This window comes from Vibrio sp. YT-18, from assembly GCF_033337345.1.
Lineage (GTDB): Bacteria > Pseudomonadota > Gammaproteobacteria > Enterobacterales > Vibrionaceae > Vibrio > Vibrio alginolyticus.
In genome coordinates this window covers 80,050-94,938 of record NZ_JAWOQO010000015.1, presented here as the reverse complement: position 1 = coordinate 94,938, position 14,889 = coordinate 80,050, and the positions used below count along the sequence as shown (strand labels likewise).

The 14,889-nt window shown below is 58.1% G+C and carries 15 protein-coding genes and 2 pseudogenes; 11 read left to right on the top strand and 6 right to left on the bottom strand.

Going from position 1 to position 14,889, the window contains the following annotated elements; all coding sequences use genetic code 11:
• The 4 genes from R7M72_RS18650 to R7M72_RS18635 form a co-directional block, all read left to right on the top strand.
• The coding region (locus R7M72_RS18650; RefSeq protein ID WP_058662800.1) for a DUF3330 domain-containing protein at window positions 1-427 on the top strand (427 nt) is incomplete at its 5' end.
• Window positions 428-552: 125 nt separating this feature from the next.
• Window positions 553-1,113 (top strand): recombinase family protein, encoded by a 561-nt coding sequence (locus tag R7M72_RS18645; protein WP_000147567.1) that lies wholly within the window; start codon window positions 553-555, stop codon window positions 1,111-1,113.
• 2 nt (window positions 1,114-1,115) lie between these two features.
• Entirely contained in the window at window positions 1,116-4,067 is a 2,952-nt protein-coding gene (locus tag R7M72_RS18640; RefSeq protein ID WP_015344976.1) for a Tn3-like element TnAs3 family transposase, read from the top strand.
• Complete coding sequence (locus R7M72_RS18635) at window positions 4,001-4,477, top strand: hypothetical protein (protein ID WP_223171565.1); 477 nt, start codon at window positions 4,001-4,003, stop codon at window positions 4,475-4,477. The genes R7M72_RS18640 and R7M72_RS18635 overlap by 67 nt, the downstream gene beginning before the upstream one ends.
• Before the next feature lie 84 nt (window positions 4,478-4,561).
• Here the strand turns inward: R7M72_RS18635 and R7M72_RS18630 are convergent, their stop codons facing one another.
• Window positions 4,562-5,266 carry an IS6-like element IS1006 family transposase gene (locus R7M72_RS18630; RefSeq protein ID WP_001067784.1) on the bottom strand — a complete coding sequence of 235 codons (705 nt, stop codon included), beginning with the start codon at window positions 5,264-5,266 and terminating at the stop codon, window positions 4,562-4,564.
• Window positions 5,267-5,329: 63 nt separating this feature from the next.
• Between R7M72_RS18630 and R7M72_RS18625 the strand changes: the two are divergent.
• From R7M72_RS18625 to R7M72_RS18605, 5 genes and pseudogenes are all read left to right on the top strand, one after another.
• Window positions 5,330-6,160: pseudogene (locus R7M72_RS18625) on the top strand (IS91-like element ISVsa3 family transposase); the annotation flags it as partial.
• A 30-nt stretch (window positions 6,161-6,190) separates the two neighbouring features.
• Complete coding sequence (locus R7M72_RS18620) at window positions 6,191-7,075, top strand: DUF3363 domain-containing protein (RefSeq protein WP_001447541.1); 885 nt, start codon at window positions 6,191-6,193, stop codon at window positions 7,073-7,075.
• A gap of 216 nt (window positions 7,076-7,291) precedes the next feature.
• Window positions 7,292-8,506 carry a chloramphenicol/florfenicol efflux MFS transporter FloR gene (gene floR, locus R7M72_RS18615; RefSeq protein ID WP_106404739.1) on the top strand — a complete coding sequence of 405 codons (1,215 nt, stop codon included), beginning with the start codon at window positions 7,292-7,294 and terminating at the stop codon, window positions 8,504-8,506.
• A gap of 27 nt (window positions 8,507-8,533) precedes the next feature.
• Window positions 8,534-8,839, top strand: coding sequence for a LysR family transcriptional regulator (locus tag R7M72_RS18610; protein WP_001255015.1), 306 nt, complete (start codon window positions 8,534-8,536; stop codon window positions 8,837-8,839).
• 111 nt (window positions 8,840-8,950) lie between these two features.
• Window positions 8,951-9,160, top strand: a pseudogene (locus R7M72_RS18605) (IS91 family transposase); the annotation flags it as partial.
• On the opposite strand, the gene tet(A) reads toward R7M72_RS18605, so the two are convergent.
• Complete coding sequence (gene tet(A) / locus R7M72_RS18600) at window positions 9,106-10,305, bottom strand: tetracycline efflux MFS transporter Tet(A) (protein WP_000804063.1); 1,200 nt, start codon at window positions 10,303-10,305, stop codon at window positions 9,106-9,108. The pseudogene R7M72_RS18605 and the gene tet(A) sit on opposite strands and share 55 nt — an antisense overlap.
• A 105-nt stretch (window positions 10,306-10,410) precedes the next feature.
• Between tet(A) and tetR(A) the strand changes: the two genes are divergently transcribed.
• The gene (gene tetR(A), locus R7M72_RS18595) at window positions 10,411-11,061 is read left to right on the top strand and encodes a tetracycline resistance transcriptional repressor TetR(A) (protein ID WP_038989485.1); all 651 of its coding nucleotides are present in this window, start codon (window positions 10,411-10,413) and stop codon (window positions 11,059-11,061) included.
• Window positions 11,062-11,092: 31 nt separating this feature from the next.
• Here tetR(A) and R7M72_RS18590 read toward each other — a convergent pair whose 3' ends face one another.
• From R7M72_RS18590 to sul2, 4 genes are all read right to left on the bottom strand, one after another.
• Window positions 11,093-11,335 carry a transposase gene (locus R7M72_RS18590; RefSeq protein ID WP_000844627.1) on the bottom strand — a complete coding sequence of 81 codons (243 nt, stop codon included), beginning with the start codon at window positions 11,333-11,335 and terminating at the stop codon, window positions 11,093-11,095.
• A gap of 305 nt (window positions 11,336-11,640) precedes the next feature.
• The gene (locus tag R7M72_RS18585; RefSeq protein WP_000480968.1) at window positions 11,641-12,477 is read right to left on the bottom strand and encodes an aminoglycoside O-phosphotransferase APH(6)-Id; all 837 of its coding nucleotides are present in this window, start codon (window positions 12,475-12,477) and stop codon (window positions 11,641-11,643) included.
• Window positions 12,477-13,280 carry an aminoglycoside O-phosphotransferase APH(3'')-Ib gene (gene aph(3'')-Ib, locus R7M72_RS18580; protein ID WP_001082319.1) on the bottom strand — a complete coding sequence of 268 codons (804 nt, stop codon included), beginning with the start codon at window positions 13,278-13,280 and terminating at the stop codon, window positions 12,477-12,479. The genes R7M72_RS18585 and aph(3'')-Ib overlap by 1 nt, the downstream gene beginning before the upstream one ends.
• A 60-nt stretch (window positions 13,281-13,340) precedes the next feature.
• The gene (gene sul2, locus R7M72_RS18575; protein WP_001043260.1) at window positions 13,341-14,156 is read right to left on the bottom strand and encodes a sulfonamide-resistant dihydropteroate synthase Sul2; all 816 of its coding nucleotides are present in this window, start codon (window positions 14,154-14,156) and stop codon (window positions 13,341-13,343) included.
• Window positions 14,157-14,462: 306 nt separating this feature from the next.
• Here sul2 and R7M72_RS18570 point away from each other — a divergent pair, with 306 nt between their 5' ends.
• Window positions 14,463-14,774 carry a hypothetical protein gene (locus tag R7M72_RS18570; protein WP_000338945.1) on the top strand — a complete coding sequence of 104 codons (312 nt, stop codon included), beginning with the start codon at window positions 14,463-14,465 and terminating at the stop codon, window positions 14,772-14,774.
• Window positions 14,775-14,889 lie beyond the last annotated feature (115 nt).

Here is a 14,889-nt window from a genome sequence, read left to right as displayed (position 1 = left end):
TGATGGATCCAACCCCTCCGCTGCTATAGTGCAGTCGGCTTCTGACGTTCAGTGCAGCCGTCTTCTGAAAACGACAATGGAGGTGGTAGCCGAGGGTGTGGAAACACCCGACTGCCTTGCGTGGTTGCGGCAGGCGGGTTGCGACACGGTGCAGGGTTTCCTGTTCGCCAGGCCGATGCCGGCGGCGGCCTTCGTCGGCTTCGTCAACCAATGGAGGAACACCACCATGAACGCCAATGAACCGAGCACCAGTTGCTGCGTGTGCTGCAAGGAAATCCCGCTCGATGCCGCCTTCACGCCGGAAGGGGCCGAGTACGTGGAGCATTTCTGCGGGCTGGAGTGCTATCAGCGCTTCCAGGCGCGGGCCAGCACTGCGACCGAAACCAGCGTCAAACCGGACGCTTGTGATTCGCCGCCGTCAGGTTGAGGCATACCCTAACCTGATGTCAGATGCCATGTGTAAATTGCGTCAGGATAGGATTGAATTTTGAATTTATTGACATATCTCGTTGAAGGTCATAGAGTCTTCCCTGACATTTTGCAGGGAATTCCATGACTGGACAGCGCATTGGGTATATCAGGGTCAGCACCTTCGACCAGAACCCGGAACGGCAACTGGAAGGCGTCAAGGTTGATCGCGCTTTTAGCGACAAGGCATCCGGCAAGGATGTCAAGCGTCCGCAACTGGAAGCGCTGATAAGCTTCGCCCGCACCGGCGACACCGTGGTGGTGCATAGCATGGATCGCCTGGCGCGCAATCTCGATGATTTGCGCCGGATCGTGCAAACGCTGACACAACGCGGCGTGCATATCGAATTCGTCAAGGAACACCTCAGTTTTACTGGCGAAGACTCTCCGATGGCGAACCTGATGCTCTCGGTGATGGGCGCGTTCGCCGAGTTCGAGCGCGCCCTGATCCGCGAGCGTCAGCGCGAGGGTATTGCGCTCGCCAAGCAACGCGGGGCTTACCGTGGCAGGAAGAAATCCCTGTCGTCTGAGCGTATTGCCGAACTGCGCCAACGTGTCGAGGCTGGCGAGCAAAAGACCAAGCTTGCTCGTGAATTCGGAATCAGTCGCGAAACCCTGTATCAATACTTGAGAACGGATCAGTAAATATGCCACGTCGTTCCATCCTGTCCGCCGCCGAGCGGGAAAGCCTGCTGGCGTTGCCGGACTCCAAGGACGACCTGATCCGACATTACACATTCAACGATACCGACCTCTCGATCATCCGACAGCGGCGCGGGCCAGCCAATCGGCTGGGCTTCGCGGTGCAGCTCTGTTACCTGCGCTTTCCCGGCGTCATCCTGGGCGTCGATGAACTACCGTTCCCGCCCTTGTTGAAGCTGGTCGCCGACCAGCTCAAGGTCGGCGTCGAAAGCTGGAACGAGTACGGCCAGCGGGAGCAGACCCGGCGCGAGCACCTGAGCGAGCTGCAAACCGTGTTCGGTTTCCGGCCCTTCACCATGAGCCATTACCGGCAGGCCGTCCAGATGCTGACCGAGCTGGCGATGCAAACCGACAAAGGCATCGTGCTGGCCAGCGCCTTGATCGGGCACCTGCGGCGGCAGTCGGTCATTCTGCCCGCCCTCAACGCCGTCGAGCGGGCGAGTGCCGAGGCGATCACCCGTGCTAACCGGCGCATCTACGACGCCTTGGCCGAACCACTGGCGGACGCGCATCGCCGCCGCCTCGACGATCTGCTCAAGCGCCGGGACAACGGCAAGACGACCTGGTTGGCTTGGTTGCGCCAGTCTCCGGCCAAGCCAAATTCGCGGCATATGCTGGAACACATCGAACGCCTCAAGGCATGGCAGGCACTCGATCTGCCTACCGGCATCGAGCGGCTGGTTCACCAGAACCGCCTGCTCAAGATTGCCCGCGAGGGCGGCCAGATGACACCCGCCGACCTGGCCAAATTCGAGCCGCAACGGCGCTACGCCACTCTCGTGGCGCTGGCCACCGTCACCGACGAAATCATCGACCTGCACGACCGCATCCTGGGTAAGCTGTTTAACGCTGCCAAGAATAAGCATCAGCAGCAGTTCCAGGCGTCAGGCAAGGCCATCAACGCCAAGGTACGTCTGTACGGGCGCATCGGTCAGGCGCTGATCGACGCCAAGCAATCAGGCCGCGATGCGTTTGCCGCCATCGAGGCCGTCATGTCCTGGGATTCCTTTGCCGAGAGCGTCACCGAGGCGCAGAAGCTCGCGCAACCCGATGACTTCGATTTCCTGCATCGCATCGGCGAGAGCTACGCCACCCTGCGCCGCTATGCACCGGAATTCCTTGCCGTGCTCAAGCTGCGGGCCGCGCCCGCCGCCAAAAACGTGCTTGATGCCATTGAGGTGCTGCGCGGCATGAACACCGACAACGCCCGCAAGCTGCCAGCCGATGCACCGACCGGCTTCATCAAGCCGCGCTGGCAGAAACTGGTGATGACCGACGCCGGCATCGACCGGCGCTACTACGAACTGTGCGCGCTGTCCGAGTTGAAGAACTCCCTGCGCTCGGGCGACATCTGGGTGCAGGGTTCACGCCAGTTCAAGGACTTCGAGGACTACCTGGTACCGCCCGAGAAGTTCACCAGCCTCAAGCAGTCCAGCGAATTGCCGCTGGCCGTGGCCACCGACTGCGAACAATATCTGCATGAGCGGCTGACGCTGCTGGAAGCACAACTTGCCACCGTCAACCGCATGGCGGCAGCCAACGACCTGCCGGATGCCATCATCACCGAGTCGGGCTTGAAGATCACGCCGCTGGATGCGGCGGTGCCCGACACCGCGCAGGCGCTGATAGACCAGACAGCCATGGTCCTGCCGCACGTCAAGATCACCGAACTGCTGCTCGAAGTCGATGAGTGGACGGGCTTCACCCGGCACTTCACGCACTTGAAATCGGGCGATCTGGCCAAGGACAAGAACCTGTTGTTGACCACGATCCTGGCCGACGCGATCAACCTGGGCCTGACCAAGATGGCCGAGTCCTGCCCCGGCACGACCTACGCGAAGCTCGCTTGGCTGCAAGCCTGGCATACCCGCGACGAAACGTACTCGACAGCGTTGGCTGAACTGGTCAACGCTCAGTTTCGGCATCCCTTTGCCGGGCACTGGGGCGATGGCACCACATCATCATCGGACGGACAGAATTTCCGAACCGCTAGCAAGGCAAAGAGCACGGGGCACATCAACCCAAAATATGGCAGCAGCCCAGGACGGACTTTCTACACCCACATCTCCGACCAATACGCGCCATTCCACACCAAGGTGGTCAATGTCGGCCTGCGCGACTCAACCTACGTGCTCGACGGCCTGCTGTACCACGAATCCGACCTGCGGATCGAGGAGCACTACACCGACACGGCGGGCTTCACCGATCACGTCTTCGCCCTGATGCACCTCTTGGGCTTCCGCTTCGCGCCGCGCATCCGCGACCTGGGCGACACCAAGCTCTACATCCCGAAGGGCGATGCCGCCTATGACGCGCTCAAGCCGATGATCGGCGGCACGCTCAACATCAAGCACGTCCGCGCCCATTGGGACGAAATCCTGCGGCTGGCCACCTCGATCAAGCAGGGCACGGTGACGGCCTCGCTGATGCTCAGGAAACTCGGCAGCTACCCGCGCCAGAACGGCTTGGCCGTCGCGCTGCGCGAGTTGGGCCGCATCGAGCGCACGCTGTTCATCCTCGACTGGCTGCAAAGCGTCGAGCTACGCCGCCGCGTGCATGCCGGGCTGAACAAGGGCGAGGCGCGCAATGCGCTGGCCCGTGCCGTGTTCTTCAACCGCCTTGGTGAAATCCGTGACCGCAGTTTCGAGCAGCAGCGCTACCGGGCCAGCGGCCTCAACCTGGTGACGGCGGCCATCGTGCTGTGGAACACGGTCTACCTGGAGCGTGCGGCGCATGCGTTGCGCGGCAATGGTCATGCCGTCGATGACTCGCTATTGCAGTACCTGTCGCCACTCGGCTGGGAGCACATCAACCTGACCGGTGATTACCTATGGCGCAGCAGCGCCAAGATCGGCGCGGGGAAGTTCAGGCCGCTACGGCCTCTGCAACCGGCTTAGCGTGCTTTATTTTCCGTTTTCTGAGACGACCCCTAGTTGTTTGCGGTCTTGCGTGGCAGGGAGCAGGCATCTTTAACTTGCCTTTCACAGTGATGCTATGGACTATCATTAGATTAATTATCGTGGTATCGCTTGTATTTATTACTGGAAAATTCGGTCTATCAAGAGAGTTTACTTTCCCCGCAGCAGCAGTAGGTTTAGCTTTTAGTTTATTCCCTGTCCTTGATCATATTGCGTTAGGTTATTCTGCTAAAAATTTCTATGAAACCACTAATTTTATGGGGCAAACGGTTCGGGAATTTGGTGCCAGTAAAATTACGGTCTGGTGGGGTTCGATTTATGCCAAAATAGCCTATGCTAGCCTTGCAGGTTTAATTGGATATGGTGTTAAGGTCGCCACTGATGATTAAAAAAGAAAAACCAACTTGAAGTTGGTTTTTTTGGCACTGTTGCAAATAGAGATTTGAGTCGATGATGTTCCCTTTAAAAAGTACTTAGAGACCGAAAACCCTGTTGATTAGACACACTTCACCCTGAGGCTGACCATAATAAAATGACGATGCTTGTCCTTTACGTAGTGCACGCATGACTTCAATACCTTTAATTGTGGCATAAGCCGTCTTCATAGATTTGAATCCTAATGTGGCCCTGATGATCCGCTTTAGCTTGCCATGATCACATTCAATCACGTTATTTTTATACTTAATCTGCCTGTGCTCAAGGTCTGGTGGACATTTACCTTCCCGTTTTAACCGTGATAAAGCACGTCCATATGTGGGTGCTTTATCCGTGTTGATCACTTGTGGAATTTGCCACTTCTTCACATTATTTAAAATTTTTCCAAGAAAACAATATGCTGATTTGGTATTACGTCTAGAAGAAAGATAAAAATCAATGGTATCGCCACGTTGATCGACTGCACGATACAGATAAGACCATCGTCCATTCACTTTTACATAGGTTTCATCAATATGCCACGAGCTCAGATCTGTAGGATTACGCCAATACCAGCGTAAACGTTTTTCTATTTCAGGAGCATAACGTTGAACCCAACGGTAAATAGTCGTGTGATCAACATTCACACCCCGTTCGGCCAGCATTTCCTGCAGTTCACGATAGCTAATGCCATATTTACAATACCAGCGCACAGCCCAAAGAATGATTTCGCCCTGAAAATGCCGACCATGGAAAGGATTCATATGCTGCACCTTTAGCTAAAACAGTCTTCAGCTTACCATTCGTGGTTATTTGCAACAGTGCCGCTGACGCACACCATCGCCCACCGGGTGGGTCGCTATCTGGAACGGCAAGGCCTGCTGGAACGGGATGTCGAAAACAGCTATCTGGCCTCGGATGCGGTGGATGACGACCCGATGACACCCCTGCTGGGGCACTCGATCACTTACCGTATCGCTGTCGGTTCACAGGCGGGGCGAAAGGTGTTCACTTTGCAAACTCTGCCGACCAGTGGTGATCCGTTCGGTGACGGGATTGGCAAGGTAGCCGGGTCCAGCCTGCACGCCGGCGTGGCGGCCAGGGCCGATGAACGCAAGAAGCTCGAACGGCTGTGCCGGTACATCAGCCGCCCGGCGGTATCCGAGAAGCGGCTGTCGTTAACACGAGGCGGCAACGTGCGCTACCAGCTCAAGACGCCGTACCGGGACGGCACCACGCACGTCATTTTCGAACCATTGGATTTCATTGCAAGGCTGGCCGCCCTGGTACCGAAGCCCAGAGTCAACCTAACCCGCTTCCACGGGGTGTTCGCACCCAACAGTCGGCACCGGGCGTTGGTCACGCCGGCAAAACGGGGCAGGGGCAACAAGGTCAGGGTGGCTGATGAACCGGCAACACCAGCACAACGGCGAGCGTCGATGACATGGGCGCAACGGCTCAAGCGTGTTTTCAATATCGACATCGAGACCTGCAGCGGCTGCGGCGGCGCCATGAAAGTCATCGCCTGCATTGAAGACCCTATAGTGATCAAGCAGATCCTTGATCACCTGAAGCACAAAGCCGAAACCAGCGGGACCAGGGCGTTACCCGAAAGCCGGGCGCCACCGGCTGAGCTGCTCCTGGGTCTGTTTGACTGACGAGCCTGAAGGCCAACGATACCAATCAAAATGCTGCGTTCACAGCGCCGCGGCAGGGATCCGCCGTGCTGGTTGTCGGAAAAGGAGCCGCTAGTGGGAAAGAGGAGGGTAAATTTTCAGCGTTGCTGGCTCCCCGTCAGCCGGATTGGGTTGCATCGCAGGGGTGTCGAAAGAGTCAACTGCGGTCCAAAGCTGTTGGACTTGGGTGAAAAGGGCGTTTATTCTTCCTATACGTGCCGCGTTCCAGGCGGCGACTATGAGGGCTATGTCGATGCCCATGTGCGCCGGCTGGAGGCGCTACGCCGGGCCGGTATCGTCGAGCGGATCGACGCCGACCAATGGCGCATCCCCGATGATCTGGTCAGCCGTGCCGCCGCCCATGACGCCGGCCGAGACAGTCAGGCCAGCGTTCGCGTCCTTTCCCCGGTCGATCTGAACAAACAGATCGGATCGGACGGCGCGACCTGGCTGGACCGGCGGCTGATCCACGGCGAGACGGCCGACCTTGCGCCAACCGGCTTCGGGCAACAAGTCCGCGAAGCCATGGACCAGCGCCGCGAGCACCATATCGAACAGGGCGACGCCACCCGCAGCCGGGACAGCCGCGTCTTCTACCGGCGCAACCTTCTCGCCATCCTGCGGGAGCGCGAGGTAGCCGGCGTCGGATCGGATATGGCTTTGAGTAAGGGCCTGCCGTTCCGCGCCGCCACGGACGGCGAGAGCGTCAGCGGCAAGTTTACCGGAACCGTGCATCTATCGAGCGGCAAGTTCGCCGTGGTCGAGAAATCCCATGAGTTCACCCTTGTCCCGTGGCGGCCGATCATCGACCGCCAACTCGGCCGCGAGGTTATGGGCATCGTGCAGGGCGGGTCGGTGTCGTGGCAGTTAGGGCGGCAGAGGGGGCTGGAACGCTGAGTGCGCCCATGCCGCATTGCGAAGCAAAAGATAATCGGATAAAATGTAGCAATTCATATTCGTAAGCGTGGAGTAATCAGATGGGAAATTCCAAGTCAGCAGACAAGTAAGCCGCAACAACCAGTATTGTTGTTGCGGCGCTCTGTAAGGCTAGTCTCATCTGATTGCTGACGAGCAGACGTCGCCCGGTATTCCTTAATCGAGGGTTGATTCGTCATGACCACCACACGCCCCGCGTGGGCCTATACGCTGCCGGCAGCACTGCTGCTGATGGCTCCTTTCGACATCCTCGCTTCACTGGCGATGGATATTTATCTCCCTGTCGTTCCAGCGATGCCCGGCATCCTGAACACGACGCCCGCTATGATCCAACTCACGTTGAGCCTCTATATGGTGATGCTCGGCGTGGGCCAGGTGATTTTTGGTCCGCTCTCAGACAGAATCGGGCGACGGCCAATTCTACTTGCGGGCGCAACGGCTTTCGTCATTGCGTCTCTGGGAGCAGCTTGGTCTTCAACTGCACCGGCCTTTGTCGCTTTCCGTCTACTTCAAGCAGTGGGCGCGTCGGCCATGCATGTGGCGACGTTCGCGACGGTTCGCGACGTTTATGCCAACCGTCCTGAGGGTGTCGTCATCTACGGCCTTTTCAGTTCGATGCTGGCGTTCGTGCCTGCGCTCGGCCCTATCGCCGGAGTATTGATCGGCGAGTTCTTGGGATGGCAGGCGATATTCATTACTTTGGCTATACTGGCGATGCTCGCACTCCTAAATGCGGGTTTCAGGTGGCACGAAACCCGCCCTCTGGATCAAGTCAAGACGCGCCGATCTGTCTTGCCGATCTTCGCGAGTCCGGCTTTTTGGGTTTACACTGTCGGCTTTAGCGCCGGTATGGGCACCTACTTCGTCTTCTTCTCGACGGCTCCCCGTGTGCTCATAGGCCAAGCGGAATATTCCGAGATCGGATTCAGCTTTGCCTTCGCCACTGTCGCGCTTGTAATGATCGTGACAACCCGTTTCGCGAAGTCCTTTGTCGCCAGATGGGGCATCGCAGGATGCGTGGCGCGTGGGATGGCGTTGCTTGTTTGCGGAGCGGTCCTGTTGGGGATCGGCGAACTTTACGGCTCGCCGTCATTCCTCACCTTCATCCTACCGATGTGGGTTGTCGCGGTCGGTATTGTCTTCACGGTGTCCGTTACCGCGAACGGCGCTTTGGCAGAGTTCGACGACATCGCGGGATCAGCGGTCGCGTTCTACTTCTGCGTTCAAAGCCTGATAGTCAGCATTGTCGGGACATTGGCGGTGGCACTTTTAAACGGTGACACAGCGTGGCCCGTGATCTGTTACGCCACGGCGATGGCGGTACTGGTTTCGTTGGGGCTGGTGCTCCTTCGGCTCCGTGGGGCTGCCACCGAGAAGTCGCCAGTCGTCTAACCGACGACTGGTAGCAGGCCCGCTCCGATGCGGCGCACTAACCATCGAAACCTCGTGAATGTCGGTATCCTGTCTGGCAGGATACCGCTCATTTCCCTTGTTCAGTTCATCGCCGTCGCCGAGCATCTGAATTTTCGGCATGCGGCCAAGGCACTTGGTATCAGCCAGTCGAGCGTCAGCGCGCGTGTGAAAGCGCTGGAGGATAACCTTGGTGTCCTGCTATTTGAGCGCCATGCGCGGGGCGTTCGGCTAACAGACGCAGGCAGGCACTTCATGGAGCGTGTCACGGCGGGTGTCGATCAACTCGATCACGCAGTGAAGACCGCGGAGTGACGGGCACTGGCTGGCAATGTCTAGCAACGGCAGGCATTTCGGCTGAGGGTAAAAGAACTTTCCGCTAAGCGATAGACTGTATGTAAACACAGTATTGCAAGGACGCGGAACATGCCTCATGTGGCGGCCAGGACGGCCAGCCGGGATCGGGATACTGGTCGTTACCAGAGCCACCGACCCGAGCAAACCCTTCTCTATCAGATCGTTGACGAGTATTACCCGGCATTCGCTGCGCTTATGGCAGAGCAGGGAAAGGAATTGCCGGGCTATGTGCAACGGGAATTTGAAGAATTTCTCCAAAGCCCGCGACGCAGCGCCGGCAGGCAGAGCAAGTAGAGGGCAGCGCCTGCAATCCATGCCCACCCGTTCCACGTTGTTATAGAAGCCGCATAGATCGCCGTGAAGAGGAGGGGTCCGACGATCGAGGTCAGGCTGGTGAGCGCCGCCAGTGAGCCTTGCAGCTGCCCCTGACGTTCCTCATCCACCTGCCTGGACAACATTGCTTGCAGCGCCGGCATTCCGATGCCACCCGAAGCAAGCAGGACCATGATCGGGAACGCCATCCATCCCCGTGTCGCGAAGGCAAGCAGGATGTAGCCTGTGCCGTCGGCAATCATTCCGAGCATGAGTGCCCGCCTTTCGCCGAGCCGGGCGGCTACAGGGCCGGTGATCATTGCCTGGGCGAGTGAATGCAGAATGCCAAATGCGGCAAGCGAAATGCCGATCGTGGTCGCGTCCCAGTGAAAGCGATCCTCGCCGAAAATGACCCAAAGCGCGGCCGGCACCTGTCCGACAAGTTGCATGATGAAGAAGACCGCCATCAGGGCGGCGACGACGGTCATGCCCCGGGCCCACCGGAACGAAGCGAGCGGGTTGAGAGCCTCCCGGCGTAACGGCCGGCGTTCGCCTTTGTGCGACTCCGGCAAAAGGAAACAGCCCGTCAGGAAATTGAGGCCGTTCAAGGCTGCCGCGGCGAAGAACGGAGCGTGGGGGGAGAAACCGCCCATCAGCCCACCGAGCACAGGTCCCGCGACCATCCCGAACCCGAAACAGGCGCTCATGAAGCCGAAGTGCCGCGCGCGCTCATCGCCATCAGTGATATCGGCAATATAAGCGCCGGCTACCGCCCCAGTCGCCCCGGTGATGCCGGCCACGATCCGCCCGATATAGAGAACCCAAAGGAAAGGCGCCGTCGCCATGATGGCGTAGTCGACAGCAGCGCCGGCCAGCGAGACGAGCAAGACCGGCCGCCGCCCGAAACGATCCGACAGCGCGCCCAGCACAGGTGCGCAGGCAAATTGCATCAACGCATACAGCGCCAGCAGAATGCCATAGTGGGCGGTGACGTCGTTCGAGTGAACCAGATCGCGCAGGAGGCCCGGCAGCACCGGCATAATCAGGCCGATGCCGACAGCGTCGAGCGCGACAGTGCTCAGAATTACGATCAGGGGTCTGTTGGGTTTCACGTCTGGCCTCCGGACCAGCCTCCGCTGGTCCGATTGAACGCGCGGATTCTTTATCACTGATAAGTTGGTGGACATATTATGTTTATCAGTGATAAAGTGTCAAGCATGACAAAGTTGCAGCCGAATACAGTGATCCGTGCCGCCCTGGACCTGTTGAACGAGGTCGGCGTAGACGGTCTGACGACACGCAAACTGGCGGAACGGTTGGGGGTTCAGCAGCCGGCGCTTTACTGGCACTTCAGGAACAAGCGGGCGCTGCTCGACGCACTGGCCGAAGCCATGCTGGCGGAGAATCATACGCATTCGGTGCCGAGAGCCGACGACGACTGGCGCTCATTTCTGATCGGGAATGCCCGCAGCTTCAGGCAGGCGCTGCTCGCCTACCGCGATGGCGCGCGCATCCATGCCGGCACGCGACCGGGCGCACCGCAGATGGAAACGGCCGACGCGCAGCTTCGCTTCCTCTGCGAGGCGGGTTTTTCGGCCGGGGACGCCGTCAATGCGCTGATGACAATCAGCTACTTCACTGTTGGGGCCGTGCTTGAGGAGCAGGCCGGCGACAGCGATGCCGGCGAGCGCGGCGGCACCGTTGAACAGGCTCCGCTCTCGCCGCTGTTGCGGGCCGCGATAGACGCCTTCGACGAAGCCCGTCCGGACGCAGCGTTCGAGCAGGGACTCGCGGTGATTGTCGATGGATTGGCGAAAAGGAGGCTCGTTGTCAGGAACGTTGAAGGACCGAGAAAGGGTGACGATTGATCAGGACCGCTGCCGGAGCGCAACCCACTCACTACAGCAGAGCCATGTAGACAACATCCCCTCCCCCTTTCCACCGCGTCAGACGCCCGTAGCAGCCCGCTACGGGCTTTTTCATGCCCTGCCCTAGCGTCCAAGCCTCACGGCCGCGCTCGGCCTCTCTGGCGGCCTTCTGGCGCTCCTGCTGCGGCGTCCGCTCGTGGGCCGTGGCGCGGGTCCGCGCGCCGGCCTCGTGCGCCTGGCGCTCGCGGGCGAGGTCCAGGGCGGCCGTCTTCACGTTCTGCCTTGCGCAGATGAGATAGATCTAGCGTGGACTCAAGGCTCTCGCGAATGGCTCGCGTTGGAAACTTTCATTGACACTTGAGGGGCACCGCAGGGAAATTCTCGTCCTTGCGAGAACCGGCTATGTCGTGCTGCGCATCGAGCCTGCGCCCTTGGCTTGTCTCGCCCCTCTCCGCGTCGCTACGGGGCTTCCAGGGGTCGTTTGCGGGAAGGGGCGGAATCCTACGCTAAGGCTTTGGCCAGCGATATTCTCCGGTGAGATTGATGTGTTCCCAGGGGATAGGAGAAGTCGCTTGATATCTAGTATGACGTCTGTCGCACCTGCTTGATCGCGGCCGCGATAGCTAGATCGCGTTGCTCCTCTTCTCCATCCGCGTTCCAAGCTGCGGAAAGGCACCCATAAGCGTACGCCTGGTCGAGCAGGCGACGCGGATCGACGTCCAGCGCACGAGAGAATGCGTCCGCCATCTGTGCAATGCGTCTAGGATCGAGACAAAGGTCGTCTCTGTCAGCCGGATCGTAGAACATATTGGCGGCGCCAAAGCCCACTTCACCGACCAGACCGACGGGATCTATCACCAGCCAGCCGCGACTGGAGAACATGATGTTTTCATGATGCAGATCGCCATGTAGCCCACGCAGTTCCGAGGCATTGCTCATCATTTGATCGGCTATAATCGCCGCGTGGACGTAGTCAGTTTGACAACCTGCGTTTTGATCATCGCGCGCCCGCTGAAACAAAGCTGCAAAGCGATCCCGGATCGGGAGAAGGGCAGAAGGCAGGGGTTCCTCAGATGCGGCATACAGCTTCGCCATTAGTTCCGCTGCAATTTCGGTCGCCTGGTAGTCGCCGTGCTCGGCAACGATGTGAGAGAGCATTCGCTCCCCGGCATATTCGAGCAACATCAGATTGTTCTCACGACCGAGCAACCGGACTGCTCCCCTCCCATTGCGCCATACCAGATAGTCGGCCCCGCGCAGTTCATCAGCAATGTCTTCTATAGGTTTCAATCCCTTGACGATTGCAGGAGTCCCGTCTGGCAATGAAACTTTCCAAACGAGGCTGGAAAAGGTGTCCGCAATGAGAACAGGTTGCGAAACGTGCCAATGAGCAGGAAAAACAGGCGGCATGAACATCAACCCCAAGTCAGAGGGTCCAATCGCAGATAGAAGGCAAGGCGTTCGCGGTCGGGGGCTTCGATCCCCAATACATTGAATAGGACAGCGAAGGCGCGCTCTGCTTCATCTGGCGCTGCCCAGTTCTCTTCGGCGTTAGCAATCATGAGTGCCAAATCGGCATAGCGATCTGCTGTTCCGAGCCGCCCAAGGTCGATCAGACCCGTGCATTGAAGAGTTTTAGGGTCCACCATGAAGTTCGGCATGCAGGGATCACCATGGCAAACAACCATATCGGTGCGCTCTTGGTCGAGCCGCACCGGTAGCTCTCGTTCGACACGAGCCAAAAGATCGAGCTGCGGCGTACTCTTGTCCTCGTCCGGTAAGAAGTCGGGATTGACGGCATTGCGGGACACCACATCAACGGCGCGTCCGAACATTCGCGACAGCCTGCGCTCAAACGGACATTGATCAACCGATAGGCTGTGAACAGCGCCAAGTTGCTGCCCCATTGACGGCCACGCTTTGAGCAAATCCGCTCCAGACAGATCAGCCGCCGGTACTCCCGGAATTGCCGTTATCACCAAGCATGCACCCTCCTGTTCCTCCTGCCAGTTGATGACCTCGGGGCAAGCCACACCTCGACCTTTGAGCCAAATGAGGCGGTCACGCTCTCCAGCGAGCTCACCGCGGCGGGAAGCAGGTGCGATTTTCGCGAAGGCATGCCCGTCACCACGTCGAAAAACAAAATCACCAGATTCTCCGCCTCTGACAGGCAACCAGTCAGAATGCGATTCACCAAAAAAAATATTAGTTCGATTCAATGGAGGTTCCTTCAGTTTTCTGATGAAGCGCGAATATAGAGAAATATCCCGAATGTGCAGTTAACGAATTCTTGCGGTTTCTTTCAGCGCCGCCAATACCGCCAGCCCGTCGCGCAAGGGGCGCGGCTCGTGTGTGCGGATGAAGTCAGCTCCACCTGCGGCGGCGGCAAGCTCTGCAGCGAGTGTCGCGGCCCCGACATCCCCCGGACCACGGCCTGTGAGCGCGCGCAGAAAGGATTTGCGCGAAACAGACAGAAGCACCGGCAAATCGAAGCGCAGCCGCAATTCATCGAACCGCGCCAGCACCGAGAGCGAGGTTTCGGGAGCAGCCCCCAGAAAAAACCCCATGCCGGGATCAAGGACAAGGCGGTTGCGTTTGATACCGGCACCCGTCAGCGCCGCGATGCGCGCGTCAAAGAACGCCGCAATGTGATCCATGATGTCGCCAGCGGGTGCCTCGCGCCGATCTGCCTGCCCGTCTTGCACCGAATGCATAACGACGAGTTTGGCAGATGATTTCGCCAATTGCGGATAGAACGCAGCGTCTGGAAAACCGCGAATATCATTGAGATAGGCCACACCACGCGACAAGGCATAGGCTTGCGTCGCGGGTTGATAACTGTCGAGCGAGACGGGAATGCCATCTGCCTTGAGCGCGTCCAGCACCGGCGCGATACGCGCGATTTCTGTGTCGGACGAAACAGGCGCGGCGTCGGGATTGCTGGATGCCGGACCGAGGTCGATCACATCTGCCCCCTCGGCCATCAGCTTACGCGCCTGCGCAATGGCTGCGTCTGGCGCCAGATACCGGCCTCCATCGGAGAAACTGTCCGAGGTTATGTTGACGATGCCGAAAATGATGAGCGATTTATTCATGGGGGCTTCTATAATAATAATAATCGAGCATGAGTCTCATACGGATGCTCGGGTCGAAAGGGAATCCCCAGGCGAGTAACCTGTTTGCGGTGATCCATTAGCTGCAGGAGCAGAATAGCATACATCTGGAAGCAAAGCCAGGAAAGCGGCCTATGGAGCTGTGCGGCAGCGCTCAGTAGGCAATTTTTCAAAATATTGTTAAGCCTTTTCTGAGCATGGTATTTTTCATGGTATTACCAATTAGCAGGAAAATAAGCCATTGAATATAAAAGATAAAAATGTCTTGTTTACAATAGAGTGGGATAAATGGACGCTAAAGAACTGAACCACATGATAGCTGAGGCCTACAGCCGGGATTTGCAAAAGCCTGAGCTGGTATCGTTCAAAGAGGTGAGTCGCTGGGGGCGTAAGTACGGTTTCCCCGTCGTATGCACTCTGGCCGATGAAAGTGAAGAAAAGCAGATCCACTGGGCTGCCAGTTTGCTCATTCAAGTAGCCGGTACTTGGCCGCGAGAAGATATGCCGGAATTGCTCACACCGGAACGGGGCTCCGCGCTGTTCAACGATGCGATGCAGTTATTGGCGAATGGGCTTGGAGCAGCAAATCAATTGCGCTGACAGCACAAACCTTGTCAATAAGCGGCCTTCATGGCCGTTTTTTTGTTTAAAGTTTGTTTTAACAGAACCATAATTAGATATTGCAGTATCATTTTATGATCGCTACAATCTTTCA